Source organism: Erythrobacter sp. S43 (genome assembly GCF_057364955.1).
In genome coordinates this window covers 1,874,461-1,893,839 of sequence record NZ_CP200285.1, presented here as the reverse complement: position 1 = coordinate 1,893,839, position 19,379 = coordinate 1,874,461, and the positions used below count along the sequence as shown (strand labels likewise).

Sequence of the window (19,379 nt, the reverse complement as noted above, 5' to 3'; positions counted from 1 at the left end):
AATTTTTATCATTGATTAAAAATCTGCCGCTGCTAGTTTCCGTTTCGATAGGGAGTCGGAATGGTGAACAAACGCGAGCAGGGAGTCGAACAACGCAAGGAACGCATCCTTGGCGCCGCGCGTGAGATAATTGCGCGTGATGGCTACGATGCGCTAACGACGCGTGGGTTGGCGCAGGCTGCCGGTGTCACAGTCCCCACGCTTTACAATCTTGTCGGCGACAAGGGCGCCATCATTGCTTCGATGACCGCTGAGACGATCGAACAATTGTGGGATCGTCTCAACTTTGATCGGCGGGCAACTCCTCTCGAAATGATTGATGCGATCATTGATGAAGCTTACGCCCAGCTTCATGAGAATGAGGCGTTTAGCCGTGCGGCCTTTGTCGGGCTGCAGCGGTTGGGTATCGCATTCTCATATGATCCGGCACGTGACGATGCCGGCGCTCACCATGCACGGCGATCTGTGGAGATGGCTGAGTTTGCTTGCCGCGCTGCCCAACAACAAGGGCTGCTGCGTGGCAATCTTCCCCCGCACGATCTCGCGGTGCAGATGTTCGCTGCCTATCGGGCTCCGCTTGATGATTGGCTACAAGACGCGATTGACGATGATGAGATGCTCCGTCGCCAACGCTGGGGTTTTTACACTCTCCTTGCCGCGGATGCGTCCGACGAATTCCGAGAAATACTAGTCGACCGGATCGGTTCGATTGCACCTGTTCAGCCTCACGAGGAAGCCGCCTGAAATGGAAAGAACACTCAAGTTCATCGCGGGTATTTTGCCGCTGGCCTTCGCCTTCGCCTTTCTGGTGCCAGTGATCGACCAGGGGATGCAGGCACTTGAATTGGCTGCACCCTTTGGCCTTTCGACACTCACCTTTGCGCTGATCGTCGGCGGCGGATGGGGCCTGCTCGCTCAGATCAAAGGGCGCTGGATATGAACACGCATTCCGCGATCCTGCCTGACGACTTGTCGACTCTTTCCGAGGCGGAACTGCGCAAGCTCGAGCTGAAGATCGCGCGCAAGCATTCGGGCATGTTCCCGTGGGAAGCGGTGGTCTGGGCGTTCGGCAATCTCGCCGTCTGGCTCAGCCTTTGGCCGCTGGTGTTCCTCGACATTCTACCGCTTTGGGCCGCGTTCCCGATTGCGACAGTGAACATGGCTTTGGTCTACCTGCCCACGCACGAAGCGCAGCACGATATCATTGCCCGCCCCGGACAGAAGCTACGCTGGCTCAACGAACTTGTCGGCCACGCGACAAGCTGGATGCTGATCTTCCCGTTCGAAGTGCTGCGGATCACCCACCTCGACCACCACCGCCATACCAACGATCCCGAGCTGGATGTTGACATCACCACCAAGGCGCCCGGTCCATGGTCCGCTATCTGGCGCGCTATTCAAGGGCGGCAACCGGGAGCCAAGCGCAACCATGACTACGCCGCCGCTTTGCTACGAGCGAACCGGCCTGGCCTGATTGTTCTGACGCTTGCTTACCGGCTTGGATTTATCGCAATTCTCGGCACTCTGGCTTGGAATGGTTTTGCGATGGAGGCGCTGCTGCTGTGGTGGCTGCCGTTCCAGATCGCGATCACCTATATCGTGTTTTTCCTGTCATGGGCGCCGCACCACCCCAGCAATGAGACGGGGCGGTATCGCAATTCGCGCGCTTGGAAATCGAAAGTCGGCAATTGGGGATCGATGTGGATGCAGTTCCACATCGTGCATCACTTGCATCCCTATATCCCGCTCACCCGAACCCCGGCCGCATTCTGGGAGATGAAACCCATCCTTGAAGCGCGGGGATGCGATATAGGCGAGCTTTAGTGATCCGGCGTGTTGGAAACTTTGTCCTCGCCGCCAAAGATCGCGACCTCGTTTAACCCATCACTGTTCGCGCGGCCGCGATACATGCCGCTGGTGTTGAAGCTGTAGAGCGCGTCACCTCTAGGCGTCACGAGGATGATCCCGCCATCGCCACCGAGTTCTTTGACCTCAGCCATCACTTCATCCGCAATGCTCTGGATCGCCAGTTCACGTGATTTAGGATGGTTGGGTCCAAGCTCTTCCTCGTCTCCCATGACGGCCCTCAACGCATCGTAATGGGGCAGAGACAAACGCAACTGCGTGCAAATCTCTTGCGCCACGCCGACACGGATGAAGTATTCGCCCCAGCCGGTCGCTGACACCGCGCAACTCCGATTGTCCGCATAGGTCCCCGCGCCAATCACGGGAGCGTCACCGATCCGTCCCCAGCGTTTGCCGGTCATTCCACCGGTCGAAGTGCCCGCCGCGAGGTTGCCCTCCTGATCCAGAGCCACCGCGCCGACCGTGCCGAATTTGTAATCGACATCAAGCGAAGACAGCGCATTGGCCTTCATCCGCTCAAGAGACTTCTTGCGCGGTTCGGTCGCGAACCAATCGGGCGGGGCGGTTTCGATGCCTTGGGTGGCGGCAAAGCCCTCCGCACCCTCGCCCATCATAAAGACATGCGGGCTGTCGGTGCGCACCTTGTCGGCGAGCAGGATCGGGTTCTTGATGCTCGTCACCCCCGTCACCGCGCCAGCGCTGCGATCGCGGCCGTCCATGATGGAGGCGTCGAGTTCATTCGTGCCGTCCCACGTGAAGACCGCACCTCGGCCCGCGTTGAACAACGGGTTATCCTCCATCGGCACAATCGCGGCCTGGATCGCATCCATGGCGCTGCCACCTTCGGCAAGGATCTTCGCGCCTGCATCCAAAGCCTCTTGCAAAGCGGCCTCGTATTGCGCGCGCCGTTCCGGCGTCATGGCGTCACGCCGCAGCGTCCCGGCTCCGCCGTGGATCGCGATCGACCATTTGGGCTTCGCCTCAACCGCCTCATCCTCAGCATTCACCGGAGCTGCAAAGGTCAGCCCGATGCACAACCCAAACGCGATGCAAGAACTTGTAACATCCGAGATCATATTGCGTGCCATTGGTGGTCTTCCTGATGAAATTGTGTAAAATACTGAAATATCGAATCTTTTTGTAACTGTGGATGTTACATTTCGCAAAAGTCGAAAATGTAGCATACTTTGTATCGCATCCAATCAAAGGGGGATCATAATGGGACTTCAATTCCGTCAATTCGACGCCCAGCTGGCGTGGCAAATCGGGGAGAAGGTGGTCTTTGCACTCGCCATTCTTGCCGCAACATGGCTTCTCGCAACCGCTGCCAAGTGGGCGTTTGCCAAACTGGTCGACCGCATCGGTTTTCTAAAGCGTGACACTAGCAGCGGCGAAAGCATCGGCATGTCGCTGGGCAAGATCGTCTCACTGCTGATCTGGCTGTTCGGTCTGCTTGGCATTCTGCAAGTGCTCGAACTGGGTGGTGTCGCTGGCCCGATCAACGAGCTGCTCGTCAACATCATGGACTTTGTGCCGAACCTGGTTGGTGCGGGCCTGCTGCTCTTCATCGGCCTGATGATTGCAGGCATCGTGCGCGACATTGCGACCACCGCAATGCAGACGCTCGATCTCGACAAATGGGCGAACAAAGCGGGCGCTGACGAAGTGACCGGCAACAACGCTATCTCCAAAACTTTGGGTACGATCATTTACGCACTGATCGCCATTCCGGTGGCTATCGGCGCGCTGGGCGTGCTCAACATCCAGTCAATCTCCGGTCCGGCAACCGACATGCTGCGCATGATCATGGGCGCGATCCCGAACATCATCGCTGGCGGCATTCTGCTGGGCATCGGTTACCTCATCAGCCGCTTCGTTTACGGCCTGCTGACCGACTTGCTGGCAGGGCTTGGCATTGACGGTCCGATCGCGATGACTGGTCTGCTTCCCAAGGAGACGAAGGCATCGGACGTGCTGGCACGGATTGCGCAGATCGGGATCATCCTGTTCTTCGCCATCGCAGCCACGCGCATGCTTGGGTTCCCTGAGCTCACTGCGATCCTTGACGAAGTGCTGGCTCTGGGCGGCAGCGTCCTGTTCGGCGGCGTTGTAATCGGCGCGGGTGTGATGATCGGCAACCTGCTGGGCAAGCTGCTCGGCGGTGCGGATGGCTCTGCTATGACGGGCAAAGTCGCTCGTTTCGGCACCATGCTGCTGTTCACCTTCATGGGCCTCAAGTTCATGAATGTCGGTGACGAGATCGTGGTTGTCGCATTCAGTGCAATCGTGATCGGCATCGCTCTGGCAGCGGCCATCGCCTTCGGCCTTGGTGGCAAGGACTGGGCGGCCAAGAAGCTGGAGGATATGGATAAAAAGTGATGCGCGACTGACGCAAACTTCATTATCCAGAGTGACGGGGCGCGGTGGCAATGCTACCGCGCCCCTTGTCATTTTGGAGGATATTGATGAGCACTTTTGGCGAACACTCGACTGCGGATGATGTGCTGGCGGGCACGGATCTATCTGGCAAGACGGTGTTTATCACCGGCGGCAATTCGGGTCTCGGGCTCGAAACCGGCCGCGCGATGGCAGCCAAGGGTGCACATGTGGTGCTCGCCGGGCGCGATCAGGCAAAGCTCGACGAAGCGGTAGCGACGATCAAGGGCGATAATCCTGTCGCCAATCTGGAAACCATCGTCTGCGACCTCGGCAATCTCGACAGTGTCCGCGCGTGCGGAGCCGAAGCAGGTGAACGGTTTAAGGCCATCGATCTGCTGATCAACAATGCGGGCGTGATGGCATGCCCGCTCGGGAAAACAGCCGACGGGTTCGAAACTCAATTCGGCACCAACCACCTTGGCCACTTTGCATTGACCAAGCATCTGATGCCTTTGGTCGAAGCAGGGTCGGACAAGCGCATCGTGAACCTCTCGAGCCGCGGCCACCACATTACGCCGGTCAATCTCGACGATCCCCATTTCGAAAACCGCGCCTATGACGAGTGGCTTAGCTACGGCCACTCAAAGACCGCCAACGTGCTCTTCACCGTTGGGCTGGAAGACCGTTTCGCCGACAAGGGCGTCCACGCCTATGCCGTGCATCCGGGTGGCATCCAGACCAATCTGGGCCGTCACATGACACAGGAACAGCAGGATGCTTTGGTTGAGCGTGTGACCACCGCCGATCCTGACTTCGAATGGAAGACCATTCCGCAAGGCGCAGCCACGCAGACCTGGGCGGCCACGGCGGAAGAGCTGGAAGGCAAAGGCGGCGTCTATTGCGAGGATTGCCACGTGGCCGAAGTGGACGACGCAGCAACGACCAGCGGCGTGCGCAGCTATGCCGTCGATAAAAGCAATGCTGACAGATTGTGGGCGATGAGCGAGGAAATGACGGGCGAAACGTTCGCCTAGCTCTCGATAAACTCTCTAAGCAGCCCCAGCGTATCCTTGCTCTCGCGCGTCGGGGTGATCGCCATAAAGACGTGCGGTGCGCCTTCATATTCGTAGAGCTTGGCATCAACGCCTGCCTCGCCAAGCTTACCGGTAAAGGTCCGCGAGTCGATGATGAACAGGTCGTGCCGTCCGGTCCAAATGCGTGTGGTCGGGAGCAACGCTAGATCTTCTTGAGAAGTGTAGAGCGGGCTGCATTCGGGGCTCGCGGGATCGCGGTCGCCAGCAAAGGCTTTCCCGCATCCCCGAAGCGCACCGATCTTGAGCATGAAGTCATGCGGCTCGACTGCGCCCATCGCAGCATCCGCCATCGTCACATCGAGCCAAGGGGCAAACAACGCGAGCTTACCCGGCTGCGCGCCGCCCGCCTTCGCCAGCCGCAGTGCCAGCGAAAGCGCCATATGCCCGCCCGCGCTGTCGCCATTGAGAATGATCTTGGCTGGATCGTGACTTTCCGCGATCTTGGCAAAGGCGGCGTCGGCCACTTCATCCTGCCGCTTGTAAGAGCTTTCGGGCACCACTTCGTAGAGCGGCAGTGTCACGCTCACCCCGCAGGTATCGACCATCGCGGCGGCGAGTGGCCAGTGCTCTTTAAACATCGGCAACACAAAGCCCCCGCCATGGAAGTAGAGCATATGCCATTCCGCCGGGCCTGACTTGGGGTGGATCGTAACGACCTTCTGGCCCGCCGCTTCCCATTCCTCGATCAGGTATTTCGAGCGCATCGCCTCCGGCATCGGCGCATCGATCGGCGGTTTGCGGTTGTGCAGGAAGCCGTGAACATCGCCCGCATCCTTGGGGAAAACCGGCTTACGTTTGCTGATCAGCCACGTGACCGCGCGCAGCAGCATGCTCGGCTTGGTGGTGCGCAATTCAATGGATGTTTGGGTCAGCATGATCTCTCCTCTTGGCTGGAGAGACTGACGCACGCAGGGTTCAAGTCAAGCTTTGACCGAAACAATAATGCCCTCTTGCAACCACCCGCCCAGCATTTCGCCTGCGCGCATTGCCGCAGACTGCAGGGCTTCTTCGTCCGGGTCCTCACCGGCCAGTAACACGATGGTTTCACCGTAAGACGCGCCGCCCTGCATCGCGGCGAAGGCGCTGGCATTGTCCGGTTCGACGTTGACGAAAGTCGGCTGTTCACCCTCTCGCCATACGATACAGCCGGTGTTCCCTTGAGTAACAACCGGGATATCCAATCCGTCCTCTGCGAGGGCATTCCAGACGGCGGCCAGATTGTGATCGAGCACGCGTGCGGCTGCCCTTGGCTGGAACTCAACCGACAGGTTCATCCAACCTGCATCATCGAAACCCGCCGTCGCACTGCCGAATTCTTCCGGGCTCATCGCTGATGCGTCTGGCGACGATGTGCATTGAAGCATCGCCCATTCAATCCACGCAATTTCGGCCACTTCGGGATTCTCGCCAAACAGCTCGGCACACGTCGCATCAAAGCCCTCGCCTGCCTCATCAATCGTCCAACCGGACGGCGGATGGCTCAGCAGATGATGGATCGCGCTGCGTTTGAACGGGCCTTTACCGACATAGCGAGCAGTGCGCTCGTAGGTGGATTCCAGCGCACTCATCAGGCTGCTGCGGTAATTGCCGCGATAGACCTCCATTCCGGTCGCATGGCGCGCGCGCCAACCATCGGGCACGGGCGCGTCTTCATCCAGAACAGCTTGCAGAAACGCAGATTGGCGGGCGGCCAAAGAAATCGAGGGTTCGCTCATGCCGGTTCCATCTCCAGCCCGCGCGCACGGTCCAATTCCGTGAGCAATTCGGGTAGCGGCGGAACGTGCTCGTCGCGTTCGATCATGGTCGCGACCGGCTGCTCGATCATACCGATCGCCTTCTCGTACAGCGCCCATACCCCGTCGCACACTTCTCGGTCATGTGTGTCGATGATGATGTCGCGCTCGGGCGTGGCGGGGTCGTGGCCAGCAAGGTGGATCTGGCGCACGCGGTCGAGAGGCAACCCTGCAAGATAGTCGTCCGCAGAGAAGCCGTGATTGGCGGCACTGACATAAATATTGTTCACATCGAGCAGCAGGTAGCAGCCTGTCCGCCGCGCCATCTCGGTGAGAAACTCCCATTCGCTCATCTCATCCTCGGGGAAGGTGAGATAGCTTGACGGGTTCTCGAACAGCATCGCGCGGCCCAGCACATCCTGCGCCTGATCAATGTTGCGGCACACCGCCTGCAAAGCCTCTTCCGTCAAAGGCAGAGGTAGCAGATCGTGGCTGTTATGCGCGCTCGTCCGCGTCCAACAGAGGTGATCGGACACCCAAAGTGGATCAACGCGCTGTTCGAGTCGCTTCAGTTTCTTCAGGTATTCCGGATCCAATCCGCATGCCGAACCAATCGACATCGAGACGCCGTGAATGATCACCGGATATCGCTCTCGGATGGCATCGAGAATGCGCAGCGCACGCCCGCCATCGACCATATAGTTTTCCGAGATCACCTCGACAAAATCGACCGGAACGTCATTTTCAAGAAAGTCCGCAAAGTGCTCGCGCCTCAGGCCGAGACCAAATCCGCCAAAGGGCTCAATCGGGTTGTTATCGCGTGCCATCAAAGGCTCCTTAACATCGCACGGGTTCTTATGACTATGTTCGCATGCGCAAAGAGGGGCGTTACAAACTGGCGCATGAAAAGATTCTTCAAAAAACTTTGTAACCGTTCCTACCGTCGCGGCGAATTGCTGGTCAGTTCCGACATTTTCGGGGCACCCCTATTTCGAGTTTTTGGAGAGACCCAATGAACACCAAGACTATCGCCAACTTCGCTGGCCTCGCCCTGACCGCTGGCATCGCCGCTGGCCTTGCAGCAACACCGGTTACCGCTCAGAAGGCTAAAGAGCGCTGCTACGGCGTTTCGAAAGCCGGCAAGAATGATTGCGCCGCAGGCCCAGGCACCAGCTGTGCCGGCACCAGCACCCGCGACTATCAGGGCAACGCATGGAAGTATGTCGACAAAGGCAGCTGCGTTAAGATCAAAACGCCGAAGGGCAAAGGCTCACTGAAGCCGATCAAGCGTTAATCAATCGCATTGGTAAGGAGCGGGCCAGGCACAATGCCTGCTCCTTCCAACAGCGTCGCAACAGGAGGACATTATGAACACACTGACATCACTCTATAATCGCATCGTCGGCATGCTTTCCGGTCCACTCGCAGAAGGCATTGCTCTTCTGGTTGTCCGGATCAGTTTGGCCGGTGTCTTCTGGCGGTCTTACACCACGAAGGTGGTCGAGGGCAGCTGGTTCACCATTGATGAGACGCAATATCTAATCTTCGAGAACGAGTTTTCCGGACTGCCTCTGGCATCCAGCATCGCGGTTCCACTGACGACCTATGCGGAATTTCTGTTCCCCATCCTGTTGCTCGTGGGTCTGTTCACTCGCTTCGCGTCCGTCGCGCTGTTTGTAATGGCTCTGGTCATTCAAGTGTTCGTTTTCCCGACAAGCGCGCACTTTTTCGGCTGGGCAATCGGTGTGATGGCCATGGCGCTGATCCTGATCAGCCGTGGCGGCGGAATGTTCTCGCTGGACCGCCTTTCCGGCCCGACGGCCGTAACGGGTGCAAACGAGGCACAAACCGCGTAAGCGGGTTGGCAACATGGTAGCTGACGAACCCACCTTCGCCCGCCTCATGACGGCAGCACAGGACGGCGACAAAGCCGCTGCGAATGTGCTGCTGTCGGAGGTGGGTGTGTGGCTGGAACGGTATTTCCGCCGTCGCCTGCCACCGCACCAGATCGACGATCTGGTTCAAGAAGTGCTGATCGCTTTTTACACCAAACGTGACACGTGGGATCCGGCGCGGCCATTCTTGCCCTGGCTCGCCGCTATCGCCCGGTACCGCTGGGTCGACCATCTTCGCAAAGTGTACAAGCACGATGGCAAAGAGTTGATGGAAGACGACGCCGTTGAAGACAGCGAGGAAGAAGTTGTCATGGCGCGCGTAAGTTTGGATCGCTTGTTCGGCCTGATCCCCGAAAAACAGGCCGAAGTGATCGAAATGGTCAAAATCAGCGGGCTATCTGTCCGCGAGGCGGCCGAAAAGACCGGCCAGAGCGAAAGCCTGGTCAAAGTGAATATCCATCGTGGCCTCAAGAAGCTGGCCACCTTGGTCGAGAAAGCAGACTGAAATGGAAAAGTACCAAAACCGCGAAGATCTGATTGCGGCCCTGACCGAGGATCTAACCCCCGTGAAACGGATCCGCCCGGTCGAAGGGTTGATTATGATCGGCTTCGCCACACTAATTGCGGCGGTCGCATCTATCGCCGTTCACGATTGGTGGGATGGATTGCTGACAGGCGAAGCATCAGGATATTTCCTGATTACGCACGGCCTGCTTCTGGTCCTTGGCATTGCCAGCACCGCAGGTGTCGTCACCAGCGCGATGCCACGCGTCGGCCAGCGGACAAACGGCCCGATCTGGGGCGCGATTATGCTTGGCATCCTACCCTTGGGTGCGGTGATCAGCTTGCTCTCTGGCGAGGGCAATCACCTGAATGAAGGGCTGAATGATCCTGTCGCCTTTATGTGCACCACCTCGGCACTCGCCGCCGGTTCTCTTGTGCTGCTGGCCTCGGCCTTGTGGCTGCGCAAAGGGGCTCCGGTGTCGATCGAGCGGTCCAGCTGGCTGGCTGGCCTCGCTGCCGGATCGCTTGGAACATTGGCCTACGGGATTACCTGCCCGCTCGACACCTTCTCGCATGTCGGCCTTTGGCATGTGACACCGGTCGCAATTGCGGCGGTCGCTGGGCGGCTCATCATTCCGCCGCTGATCCGCTGGTAAGATTGGGCAATCAGGAAACGGAACCGGCGTCCTCGCGGCGCCGGTTTTCGCTGTCGTAGAACCCGACAGTGAGCAAAAAAGCGAGGATGATCATCGCAAACTCGCCTGCGTCTTCGGTGAAGGTCAGCAAGGCGTGAAACGCTTTGCCTTGCTCGCCCCACACCACCAATAGATCGACGACTACACCGAATACTGCCGCTCCGAGCACGCAGGCCGCGAGTGCGAGACTGAACGTCAGTGTCCGCTCCGAGAGATTACGCACGGCCATCGCAAGCGCGATAAGCCAGAACCCGCCGATCAACACCATGATGAATGCCTCTGCCAGATGAGACGGCTCTATGGGAATGAAGTCCAGACCAGCAAAGGCTGGCCCCATCACTTTCCCGAACGTCTCGTGCACTTCAATCCAGTTATCGATGGTCAGCCAAGTGAACAGCAGCGCATTGGCAAGGTAGATCCACTCACCCGATCGCCGCCAAAGCAGGAATGTCATCACCGCGATTGCTGCAGTGAGACTGTATTCCAGAAACTCCCCGAATGACCGGTCCGAGGCGAGATAGAATTGCACGGGTAGCTCGGCCTCGGTGAGAGAACCGTAATGCGCCGCTACATCTAGTCCGATCAGCACGCCCGCATAGGGCAGCAGCACCATCGCTACGCGGACGACGGCATCTGAACGCATGATCGCGATTGTTTCCATTATGGCTTTTCGCATGCCTTCCATCGCACGACCATGGCGCGGGCAAGGCCCTGCGCCGAACCGCAAATCGCCGATGTCTCGCTTTGCGACAGGCACCGCCGCATTTGTTTCGATGCCGGCTATGTCGGCGCTGACTGCAAGATCGTCACTGTCATTGCCCCGTCACCCGCAGCAGACTATATGCGGCGCATGTCTGTAAGACCTTGGCGCGATATCGAGAGACGGCAATGCCGTCAGATTATGGTCGGCGATGTGCCGGTGGGCGGCGATGCGCCGATCACGGTTCAGACCATGACCAACACCCCGACCGAAGATGCTGCTGCAACGATTGACCAAATCCGTCGCTGCGAAGACGTCGGCTGTGACATCATCCGCGTCTCTTGCCCGACGGAAGATGCTACCGCCGCGATGCCGTTGATCACGCGCGCGGCGAACATCCCGATCGTTGCTGACATCCACTTCCATTACAAACGCGCGCTCGAAGCCGCTGACGCAGGCGCGGCGTGTCTGCGCATCAACCCGGGCAATATCGGTTCGTCTGACCGCGTCGCTGAAGTTGTGCGCGCGGCGAAGGCCAATGGCTGCGCAATCCGCATTGGTGTGAACGCCGGTAGCCTCGAGAAAGACCTGCTCGAAAAGTATGGCGAGCCTTGCCCCGAAGCGCTGATCGAAAGCGCGCTTGATCATATCAAATTGCTGCAGGATCACGACTTCCACGAGTTCAAAGTGGCTGTAAAAGCCAGCGACGTGTTCCTTGCGGTTGCCGCCTATCACGGGCTGGCCGAAGCGGTGGACTGCCCTCTGCACCTCGGCATCACCGAGGCCGGTGGTCTGATCGGCGGTACGGTCAAATCCAGCATCGGCATGGGCAGCCTGCTGTGGGCCGGCATTGGCGACACGATCCGCGTCTCGCTCTCCGCAGAGCCGGAGGAAGAGGTCAAAGTCGGCTACGAGATGCTTAAAGCACTGGGTCTGCGCACCCGCGGGGTTCGCGTGGTGTCGTGTCCCAGCTGTTCGCGCCAGGGCTTTGACGTGATCCGTACTGTCGAAACACTCGAGAAGCGGCTGGAGCATATCAAGACGCCGATGAGCCTTTCGGTGCTCGGCTGCGTCGTCAATGGCCCCGGCGAAGCGCGCGAAACCGATATCGGCCTGACCGGAGGCGGCAATGGCAAGCACATGGTCTACCTCTCCGGCCTGAAAGCCCACGCAATCGAGGACGAGGACATGCTCGACCACATCGTTAAACTGGTCGAGGAAAAGGCCGCGAAAATAGAAGCTGGCGAGGAAGTTGCCTTTGATCCACACGCCGCAGAGGCCGCTGAATGATCAAGGGGTTGATTGCCGGATTGCTGTCGGCGCTGCTGCTGGCAGGCTGTGCGACGGTGGCGAAAACAGTCGCTGGCACATCACACGACTATCCCGAAGCGACATCTTACGACGTGTCTGACGATGCGATGGGCGATGTCGATGCGGCTCTGGCCAAAGCTGGCGAGAGCGGAAAGCGCGTGTTGCTGGTGATGGGCGCAAACTGGTGCCACGACAGCCGCGCGTTGGCGGGTTGGTTGGAAAGCGATCGCATCGCGAAGCTGGTCGAAGAGAAGTACGAACTCGTATTCGTCAATATCGGGATGCCGCAACGCGGCGACGGCCATAATCTCGGCATCGCCAAACGTTTCGGCGTCGACGACCTACCTGGCACGCCCAACCTGCTGGTTCTGACCGCCGAGGGCGCGCTAGTGAATGGCGACACGGCAACGACTTGGCGCAACAGTGCCAGCCGTAGCGAAGCCGAGATTTACGATGAATTGGCGATGTTGGCGGAGAAAGCTGCTTGAGCAGACCAACCCGTTACGACGGCATGTCAGCAGACTACTGTGTTGGCTGGGGCTATTGCGGAAGCTCAGTCCATGTTGATGACCTACTCCCGGAATGCGGGGTCATTGATGCGCCGCGGTACGTAGAACTTCTCTTGCAAGCGGAACATGATGGCGAAGCAAGCGACCATTACCGCTACCACGAGCATTTCAAGCCACTTGTATCAATTTTCGAAAAGCACTTTGGCAAAGGAGGAGTTGATGTTTCGCTCCTGAAGTCGGGAAGCTGATGCTCCACGTCGTCCACCACGCTGACTACATGGCCCCGCGCCCCGAGCGGGGCACATTCAAGTTCGACAAATACTACCTCGTCATGGAGGAGCTGCGCGCGTCCGGTGCGGGGATGACGGAACACGCGCCTGACCCGATGCCGCGTGAATGGCTCGAAGCAGTGCATGAGCCTGCATATGTTGATGAGGTGTTCAGCGCGGCTGTCCCGCGCGAGAAGGAGCGCAGAATTGGCTTTCCCGTCACTGAGCGTATCCGGGACCGTGTTCGCCATACCAATGGCGGCACATGGCTCGCGGCGCAGCTGGCGAAGCGCCATGGTTACGCTGCAAACTCCGCCGCGGGCAGCCACCATGCCCTCGCAGACACAGGCGCGGGCTATTGCGTGTTCAACGATCTCGCTGTGGCATCCAATCGCTTGCTTGCCGAAGGTGATGCCAAGCGCATTCTGATCGTCGATCTCGACGTGCATCAGGGAGACGGCACCGCCAGCCTCACCGCTCTGCGCGATGACATCTTCACCCTCTCGCTCCACGCGGAGAAGAACTTCCCGGTGCGCAAGGCACGCTCCAGCCTTGATGTTGGCCTGCCCGATGGGTTGGATGATGACGGCTTTTTGGAAGCGCTCGACCGGCATTTGCCACTGGTGATGTCCGAATTCGCACCCGATTTCGTCTTCTATCAGGCTGGCGTCGATCCGCATGAGAACGACAAGCTGGGGCGGCTTTCTCTAACTGACGCGGGGCTTGAAGCGCGCGACCGCTATGTGATCCGCGCTGCGCGGGAAAAGGGCCTACCCATCGCATCAGCCCTTGGCGGCGGATATGGCGAAGACCAACGCGAAGTCGCCGGGCGGCATGCCCGTTCCATGTTGGCCATGGCCGACGAAAATGCTCTCTTTTCCAAACAGATAACGGCGATTTAGATCGCTTTAAGCTTCCGCGATTATGCTCATTCGCATGATTGGACGCACTCTTGGCTTTGTCGCATGCGTGTTCGCATTCGTTGCGGTGGTAGTGCCGCGCGAAGGCGAACAGCAGTCCACTACGACTGCTGAGCCGAATTCTGCCAAAGAGTCCAAAGGAGCCGCAAGCTCTGACTGGTATGCTGGCGATCACAGCCTCACCCGTCAAAGCAATGGCCATTTCTATGCCTCTGCCACTGTCGACGGTGCGCCGGTTCGCATGATGGTGGACACCGGCGCCAGCGTGATTGCGCTGACAGGATCAGACGCCAGAGCCATTGGCCTGCATTGGGACGACAGCGATGTACGCCCCATCGGGCGAGGAGCCAGCGGCGACGTCTACGGTGTGGCCACGCGCCTGAGTGAAGTTGAGATCGGCGGCATGACACGCAGCAATGTTGACGCCATCATCATTCCGCGTGGCCTCGACGTATCCCTGCTGGGCCAGTCCTATCTTTCACGTATCGGCAGCGTCGAAATCAACGGCGACACGATGGTGATGAGCAGCAACTGATCCTGCGGTACGCGTCACCGCACGCGCGGTGCGAAATAGATATCGATGTAGTCGGTTAGCCGATCGCACCATTCGAATTCACGAAGCCGGTAGTATGTGCGGTTCTGCGTTACTGCGAAGCGCCATGTTTTGGTCGCATCGCATGAACGCGCACGACCGCCCGCTTCGTTCATCTGAATGCGGCCCTTGAGCAGAAAGTAGTCCTCGCCGATTTCGGTGATGGTCCCTTTTACCTCAAGAGAACCACCATATTCGTCCGATTGAGAGCCATGGACCCGCCAAACGCCATCAGCGTTCGATGTGACTTCCACCGGACCGCGCTCTTCCCAGCCTATCCATTGCAGCGTGATGCCCCGGGCTGTTTTCAGCCGCGCGACATCCTTCTTGCTCGTGATGACCGTTGGCTGCGGCAATGGCTGCACGATCCCGCCCTTCTGAAAGACAATCTCCTGCGCCGACGATCCTGTCGCCGCCAAGGCAAATCCCGCGCACACGATGGCACCGATAGTCTTGGCACGATTTTTCATGATTTCCCCCTGTTTGCTTGGCATAGAGTGTCTTCAAGCGCATGACCTGCGCCTGAACCCCCTTTGCAGCAAAAAGGCAGTCCGATCTCATGGCAAACCTCGAAACCGATTATCTGATTGTGGGCGCTGGCGCTGTCGGCCTCGCCTTTGCCGATACGCTGATCGACGAGGATCCCGATTGCCATATCACCATCGTTGATAAGCACGCCAAGCCCGGTGGCCACTGGAACGATGCCTACCCCTTTGTCGCGCTGCACCAGCCAAGCGCCACCTATGGTGTCAATTCGATGGAGATGTGCCCGGACAAGGTCGATACCGAAGGGCACAATGCGGGCATGTATCCGCTCGCCAAACATGCCGAGATTCTCGCCTATTACGGCAAGCTGATGAACGAGCGACTGATCCCCAGCGGGCGAGTCACTTACATGCCGCTGACCGAGTACCTCTCTGGCGGTGAGGGCGCACACGAAGTCCGTGGTGTTCTTTCCGGCGACGAAACGACAGTCTCTGTCCGCCGCAAACTGGTCGATGCGACGTGGTTCCAGACGTCGGTGCCATCAACACACAAGCCCGGCTTTGAAATTGCCGAAGGGACGCGGTTTGCCATCCCCGGCGAGTTGCCTTCGCTTTGGAAAGACATCGGCGACCTACCCGATAACTACATCGTTCTGGGCGGCGGCAAGACCGCGATGGACAGCGTGGTATGGCTTCTTGAAGCTGGTGTGCCCGCCGACAAGATCGGCTGGGTCCGTCCGCGCGATTCATGGATGTTCAACCGCACTTACCTTCAACCCGCCCATGCCCGCATCGAGGGGCTGATGGAGTTCCAGATCGCGCTGTGTGAGACCGCGACCGCTTCGGAAACCGGTGACGAAATGATGGCCAAGCTCGGCGAACGCGGCGTGATGCTGCGGATCGACGAAGACGTGACGCCCAAGATGTTCCACTTCGCGGTGATCTCTCCGGGAGAAATCGACATGATGCGCGAGGTGACACAGGTCTATCGTCAGGGGCGCGTGACCAAGATCGAGCAAGGCAAGATGCACTTCGCCGATGAAGCGGTTGATGTGCCCGAAAACACACTGTTCGTGGATTGCACCGCCACTGCCGTGCCATTCGACGTGCGCGATGATGTGAAACCGTTTTTCAAAGACGATCTCATCACGCTCCAGCTCGCGCAGACACCGTTCGTGCCGTACAGCGCGGCGCTGGCGGCCTTTGTCGAGGCGAATTTCGAGACCGATGCGGAGAAAAACAACCTCCTTCCGCCCGCACCACTTACCGACACGACCGACACCTATCCTTACGCCGTCATGGCCAATTTGATGAGCACGGGTATCCTGTCCAACAACCCAAAAACCAACGAGTTCAATGCGCGCAGTCGCCTGCATCCGACCGGTCCCGCCATCGCCAAAATGATGCGCGAAGGTGATCCGCGATTGGCCGGATTGAGCAAGATTGGCGACGTGGTTCGGGACAATATGCCAGGGGTCATCGCGCTGGGCATGAAAGCCAAGGATATTCACGAAAAAGCGGCACAATCGGGGTAAGAACACGACGAGCCGCCCTGACGCTGCGTCAATATGGGATATCAGCAGGTTTTCGGTTCACCGGAACGATGTAAATAGTATGCCATTATATGACTATGAAACGTCGTGACCTCTTGAAAGGCGGGCTTGCCGCAGGTGCAGCCCTCGCCCTCCCCGCAAAGATTGCTGCGATGCCTGCAAAAGGCTCCGCCCGCGACCGTGCCTTGTTCGCGATTGCTAAGCGCGAATTGGACCGTGCCGGAGACTCAATCTGGCGCCGCGATATGATGGCGATTTCGGATTACGGCCTGCACTCAGCTCTGCCGCGTTTCCATATCCTCAATCTCGGACAGGAAACGGTCGAAAGCTATCATGTGAGCCACGGCGCGGGATCAGACCCTGACCACGATGGGTTCCTCAATCACTACTCCAATGTCGAAGGTTCAAACGCCTCGTCCAAGGGCGCGTATGTGACGTGGGAGTGGTATCAGGGCAAATACGGCACATCGGTGCGCCTTGGCGGGCTTGATCCGACCAACGAAGCAGCGCTGCGCCGCTATATCGTGATGCACCCGGCCGAATATGCCGAGCCCAAGCATATCGCCAGCTGGGGACGCCTTGGCCGCTCCAACGGGTGCTTCGCGCTTGGCAGCGAGCAGTTCAAGACCGCTCTAATGAAGCTTTCCGGCGGTCGCATGATCTATGCCGACAGCCTCGGCCTACAAGAAGATGGCACCATCGCCATCGGCCCGCAGCCCGAAATGGAACTGCTGCGCCCTGATGAGCCGAACACTGCGCAACGCTATATGCCGGGCGCATTTTAACGGGTGGCGTACCGCCCTGGTCACGCAGCAGTTGATCTCAATGCGGGCTCCGCGTTTTCAGCAATAATCCCGTCCGCCGCGCTGGCCGCTGCTATCGGTAGCTTCTTTGCGTGGGCATACATTGCCATGTTCCAGCTTGCGGGCGAGTTTCTCTTCAGCTTTGAAGGGTTGGTTGCCCTGGTGCTCAGCCTGCTGGTCTTCCTGACTATCGGCACCTTGATAGGAACCGCCGTATGCGCGTTCTACATCGGGCTGATCGGAGCGCCGATCGCTATCCTACTCGGCTCGCGTATCGACCGCGCCTATTCCGTAATCGTATCGATTATAGCCGCAATGGTAACCAGTTACTTCGCAGGCACGCTCCTTGCCGGAGACTTCCTTAGCTGGGAAGACACCGGCAAGTGGCAATTCATGGCCTTGTTGCTGGCCTATTCGGTTCCCGCTGGCTTGCTTTACCGCCAGTCTGTCATCGCTGCGCGCAATTTCAGTCGCTGGCCGATTTAGCCTCCGACGCGTGGATCGTCTTCGATCACGATGACTTCATCATCGATCACGTTTGAACGATTGCCTTCGCGTGGCTTGTCGAGGCTCGCGAGCACCGGCGCATCGCGGTTGTAGATGTCTTTGAAGGTCGACATCTTGCCGTTCACGTCGGTCGCCATAGTGAAATAGGTGATGTAGGCAGGCAGCTTCTTGTCCTCGCGCAGCATCACTTTCTTGTATTTGCCCGAAGTCGAGATCGCGACCGCCTCATCTTTGCTCGCGCCTTTGCCAAGGATCGTTACCAGCATGGCGACTTCCAGAGCATTCTCCGTGCGGATGCAGCCATGGCTGAGCGCGCGGTTGGCGTTGTTGAACAGATTGCGCGACGGCGTGTCGTGGAAGAAGATTGCATGCCGGTTCGGCATTTCCAGCTTCATCCGGCCAAGCGAATTGGTCGGTCCGGGCTGTTGCACCACCGAAATCCAGCCATTGGCACCCTTCGTCGCTTTATAGCCTTTGCTGCGCGCCCATGCCGGATTGTTCAGAACACGCTGCCCCAAACCTTCGCCCTTCACGATGGATTGCGGCACCGTCCATGTCGGGTTGAACACCACGCCTGACACCGTCTCCGCCAGCTGTGGCGTAGCGGTGCGGCCCGGTTTGCCGACGATGGTGCGGTAAGATTTGATGATCTCGTCACCCACCGTCAGGCGCAGCTGATACTCGGGCACATTGCTCATCAGATAGATCGTGCCGAGATCACGTTGCAGCCAGCGCCAGCGGTCCATGTTGGCACGGATAAGTTTGCGCGTCTTCGGCGATGTTGCGGGCGTCTTGGCGAGTTCCGCCTTCAGCGCGGCATAGTCCGGATGCTTTGGGTGCAGGCTCGCGAGGGTCCCGGCAATATCGCCGGTCTTCAGCGCTTTGGCGAGCATATCTTCGGTGCGATACTTGTCGCGGTCCGGATCGACCACAAACCACTGCTTGCGCGCCGACATCGGTGTGCGGCCATCGCGGATGTCTTCAACCAGCCAGATGAAGTTCTTGGTCGCAATCTCGTCGAGTTCTTTCGAAGCACCCGAGCGCGAGGAAACTTTGAGCGCCTGCAGATCATAGTCACGCTGATCGAGACCTTCGGCGTCGATCCCTTCGATCACCTCGATCAAGGCTGCCACATGATCGAGCGACCATGTGGCTTTTTCCGGATCGGGTGCCTCGTCACTGCTTTGAACAACGGGTTCAGAAACCATCGTCGGGAAAGCGGAGCTGAATTCTTCGCTGGCTGCTTCCGTCGCTTCTTGAGCCGGAGCTGCCTGCTCGTCTGCCGGCGCAGTTTGAACTGCCGTTTCATCCTGAGCGGCTACGCTTCCGCCTGCTGCCAAAGCGGCAATCGCCGCGCCTCCCGCCCATTTGCTGACCCAATTACGCATGTCGATCCTCTAATACCCCGTAAGCCACCCCCATGGCGACTACCGCGGGGTGCATCACGTTACTGCGTGCATATACCCCGCCTCGCATATTCTTATCAAGCAAGCTGGCTGTCTGTTTGATGAATTATTCAGACCGTCACGCAAACGGTGCGTGACCAATGCAAACTCTCGCGATA

At 58.7% G+C, this 19,379-nt stretch carries 23 protein-coding genes; 16 read left to right on the top strand and 7 right to left on the bottom strand.

From position 1 onward, the window contains the following. Positions 1-60 precede the first annotated feature (60 nt). From AC0V6K_RS09265 to AC0V6K_RS09255, 3 genes are read left to right on the top strand one after another with little or no spacing between them, the layout of a single operon-like run. On the top strand, positions 61-744 hold the full coding sequence (locus AC0V6K_RS09265; RefSeq protein ID WP_472621550.1) for a TetR/AcrR family transcriptional regulator: 684 nt from the start codon (positions 61-63) through the stop codon (positions 742-744). A gap of 1 nt (position 745) precedes the next feature. Then, entirely contained in the window at positions 746-940 is a 195-nt protein-coding gene (locus AC0V6K_RS09260; RefSeq protein ID WP_472621548.1) for a hypothetical protein, read from the top strand. After that, positions 937-1,824: a fatty acid desaturase gene (locus AC0V6K_RS09255; RefSeq protein WP_472621546.1), complete on the top strand. Its 888-nt coding sequence runs from the start codon at positions 937-939 to the stop codon at positions 1,822-1,824. The genes AC0V6K_RS09260 and AC0V6K_RS09255 overlap by 4 nt, the downstream gene beginning before the upstream one ends. On the opposite strand, the gene AC0V6K_RS09250 is transcribed toward AC0V6K_RS09255, so the two are convergent. Then, complete coding sequence (locus tag AC0V6K_RS09250; protein ID WP_472621544.1) at positions 1,821-2,954, bottom strand: isoaspartyl peptidase/L-asparaginase family protein; 1,134 nt, start codon at positions 2,952-2,954, stop codon at positions 1,821-1,823. The two genes, AC0V6K_RS09255 and AC0V6K_RS09250, sit on opposite strands and share 4 nt — an antisense overlap. Before the next feature lie 130 nt (positions 2,955-3,084). Between AC0V6K_RS09250 and AC0V6K_RS09245 the strand changes: the two genes are divergently transcribed. Further along, complete coding sequence (locus tag AC0V6K_RS09245) at positions 3,085-4,245, top strand: mechanosensitive ion channel (RefSeq protein ID WP_472621542.1); 1,161 nt, start codon at positions 3,085-3,087, stop codon at positions 4,243-4,245. A gap of 86 nt (positions 4,246-4,331) precedes the next feature. Beyond that, positions 4,332-5,279: an SDR family NAD(P)-dependent oxidoreductase gene (locus AC0V6K_RS09240; RefSeq protein WP_472621540.1), complete on the top strand. Its 948-nt coding sequence runs from the start codon at positions 4,332-4,334 to the stop codon at positions 5,277-5,279. Here the strand turns inward: AC0V6K_RS09240 and AC0V6K_RS09235 are convergent. Genes AC0V6K_RS09235 through bufB form a run of 3 tightly spaced genes read right to left on the bottom strand, consistent with a single transcriptional unit; the run spans position 5,276 to position 7,899 of the window. Then, a complete protein-coding gene (locus AC0V6K_RS09235) occupies positions 5,276-6,214 on the bottom strand; it encodes an alpha/beta hydrolase fold domain-containing protein (RefSeq protein ID WP_472621538.1) in 939 nt (312 codons plus the stop codon). The two genes, AC0V6K_RS09240 and AC0V6K_RS09235, sit on opposite strands and share 4 nt — an antisense overlap. Before the next feature lie 45 nt (positions 6,215-6,259). Beyond that, positions 6,260-7,054, bottom strand: a complete 795-nt coding sequence (locus tag AC0V6K_RS09230) for an HvfC/BufC family peptide modification chaperone (protein ID WP_472621536.1) — start codon at positions 7,052-7,054, stop codon at positions 6,260-6,262. Then, positions 7,051-7,899 (bottom strand): MNIO family bufferin maturase, encoded by an 849-nt coding sequence (bufB, locus tag AC0V6K_RS09225; protein ID WP_472621534.1) that lies wholly within the window; start codon positions 7,897-7,899, stop codon positions 7,051-7,053. The genes AC0V6K_RS09230 and bufB overlap by 4 nt, the downstream gene beginning before the upstream one ends. A gap of 185 nt (positions 7,900-8,084) precedes the next feature. Between bufB and AC0V6K_RS09220 the strand changes: the two genes are divergently transcribed. From AC0V6K_RS09220 to AC0V6K_RS09205, 4 genes are all read left to right on the top strand, one after another. Further along, positions 8,085-8,366, top strand: a complete 282-nt coding sequence (locus tag AC0V6K_RS09220; RefSeq protein WP_472621532.1) for a BufA1 family periplasmic bufferin-type metallophore — start codon at positions 8,085-8,087, stop codon at positions 8,364-8,366. Between the two features lie 73 nt (positions 8,367-8,439). Further along, positions 8,440-8,928, top strand: coding sequence for a DoxX family protein (locus tag AC0V6K_RS09215; protein WP_472621530.1), 489 nt, complete (start codon positions 8,440-8,442; stop codon positions 8,926-8,928). Between the two features lie 13 nt (positions 8,929-8,941). Next, entirely contained in the window at positions 8,942-9,472 is a 531-nt protein-coding gene (locus tag AC0V6K_RS09210; protein ID WP_472621528.1) for a sigma-70 family RNA polymerase sigma factor, read from the top strand. Between the two features lies 1 nt (position 9,473). Next, positions 9,474-10,127 carry an NrsF family protein gene (locus AC0V6K_RS09205; protein WP_472621526.1) on the top strand — a complete coding sequence of 218 codons (654 nt, stop codon included), beginning with the start codon at positions 9,474-9,476 and terminating at the stop codon, positions 10,125-10,127. Between the two features lie 10 nt (positions 10,128-10,137). Here AC0V6K_RS09205 and AC0V6K_RS09200 read toward each other — a convergent pair whose 3' ends face one another. Then, positions 10,138-10,842 carry a hypothetical protein gene (locus tag AC0V6K_RS09200; protein WP_486172616.1) on the bottom strand — a complete coding sequence of 235 codons (705 nt, stop codon included), beginning with the start codon at positions 10,840-10,842 and terminating at the stop codon, positions 10,138-10,140. 174 nt (positions 10,843-11,016) lie between these two features. Here AC0V6K_RS09200 and ispG point away from each other — a divergent pair, with 174 nt between their 5' ends. The 4 genes from ispG (at position 11,017) to AC0V6K_RS09180 (ending at position 14,410) form a co-directional block, all read left to right on the top strand. Then, the gene (gene ispG, locus AC0V6K_RS09195; RefSeq protein WP_472626093.1) at positions 11,017-12,156 is read left to right on the top strand and encodes a flavodoxin-dependent (E)-4-hydroxy-3-methylbut-2-enyl-diphosphate synthase; all 1,140 of its coding nucleotides are present in this window, start codon (positions 11,017-11,019) and stop codon (positions 12,154-12,156) included. Further along, complete coding sequence (locus AC0V6K_RS09190) at positions 12,153-12,665, top strand: thioredoxin family protein (RefSeq protein WP_472621522.1); 513 nt, start codon at positions 12,153-12,155, stop codon at positions 12,663-12,665. The genes ispG and AC0V6K_RS09190 overlap by 4 nt, the downstream gene beginning before the upstream one ends. Before the next feature lie 268 nt (positions 12,666-12,933). Further along, positions 12,934-13,857, top strand: coding sequence for a histone deacetylase family protein (locus AC0V6K_RS09185; protein ID WP_472621520.1), 924 nt, complete (start codon positions 12,934-12,936; stop codon positions 13,855-13,857). 34 nt (positions 13,858-13,891) lie between these two features. Next, a complete protein-coding gene (locus AC0V6K_RS09180) occupies positions 13,892-14,410 on the top strand; it encodes a retropepsin-like aspartic protease family protein (RefSeq protein ID WP_472621518.1) in 519 nt (172 codons plus the stop codon). Positions 14,411-14,424: 14 nt separating this feature from the next. Here the strand turns inward: AC0V6K_RS09180 and AC0V6K_RS09175 are convergent, their stop codons facing one another. Beyond that, positions 14,425-14,937 (bottom strand): hypothetical protein, encoded by a 513-nt coding sequence (locus tag AC0V6K_RS09175; protein WP_472621516.1) that lies wholly within the window; start codon positions 14,935-14,937, stop codon positions 14,425-14,427. Positions 14,938-15,026: 89 nt separating this feature from the next. On the opposite strand from AC0V6K_RS09175, the gene AC0V6K_RS09170 reads away from it, so the two are divergent. From AC0V6K_RS09170 to AC0V6K_RS09160, 3 genes are all read left to right on the top strand, one after another. Further along, a complete protein-coding gene (locus tag AC0V6K_RS09170) occupies positions 15,027-16,487 on the top strand; it encodes an NAD(P)-binding protein (protein WP_472621514.1) in 1,461 nt (486 codons plus the stop codon). A gap of 95 nt (positions 16,488-16,582) precedes the next feature. After that, positions 16,583-17,290, top strand: a complete 708-nt coding sequence (locus tag AC0V6K_RS09165; RefSeq protein ID WP_472621512.1) for a murein L,D-transpeptidase catalytic domain-containing protein — start codon at positions 16,583-16,585, stop codon at positions 17,288-17,290. A gap of 3 nt (positions 17,291-17,293) precedes the next feature. After that, on the top strand, positions 17,294-17,794 hold the full coding sequence (locus tag AC0V6K_RS09160; RefSeq protein WP_472621510.1) for a hypothetical protein: 501 nt from the start codon (positions 17,294-17,296) through the stop codon (positions 17,792-17,794). Here AC0V6K_RS09160 and AC0V6K_RS09155 read toward each other — a convergent pair. Then, positions 17,791-19,203 carry a L,D-transpeptidase family protein gene (locus tag AC0V6K_RS09155; RefSeq protein ID WP_472621508.1) on the bottom strand — a complete coding sequence of 471 codons (1,413 nt, stop codon included), beginning with the start codon at positions 19,201-19,203 and terminating at the stop codon, positions 17,791-17,793. The genes AC0V6K_RS09160 and AC0V6K_RS09155 overlap by 4 nt on opposite strands. Positions 19,204-19,379 lie beyond the last annotated feature (176 nt).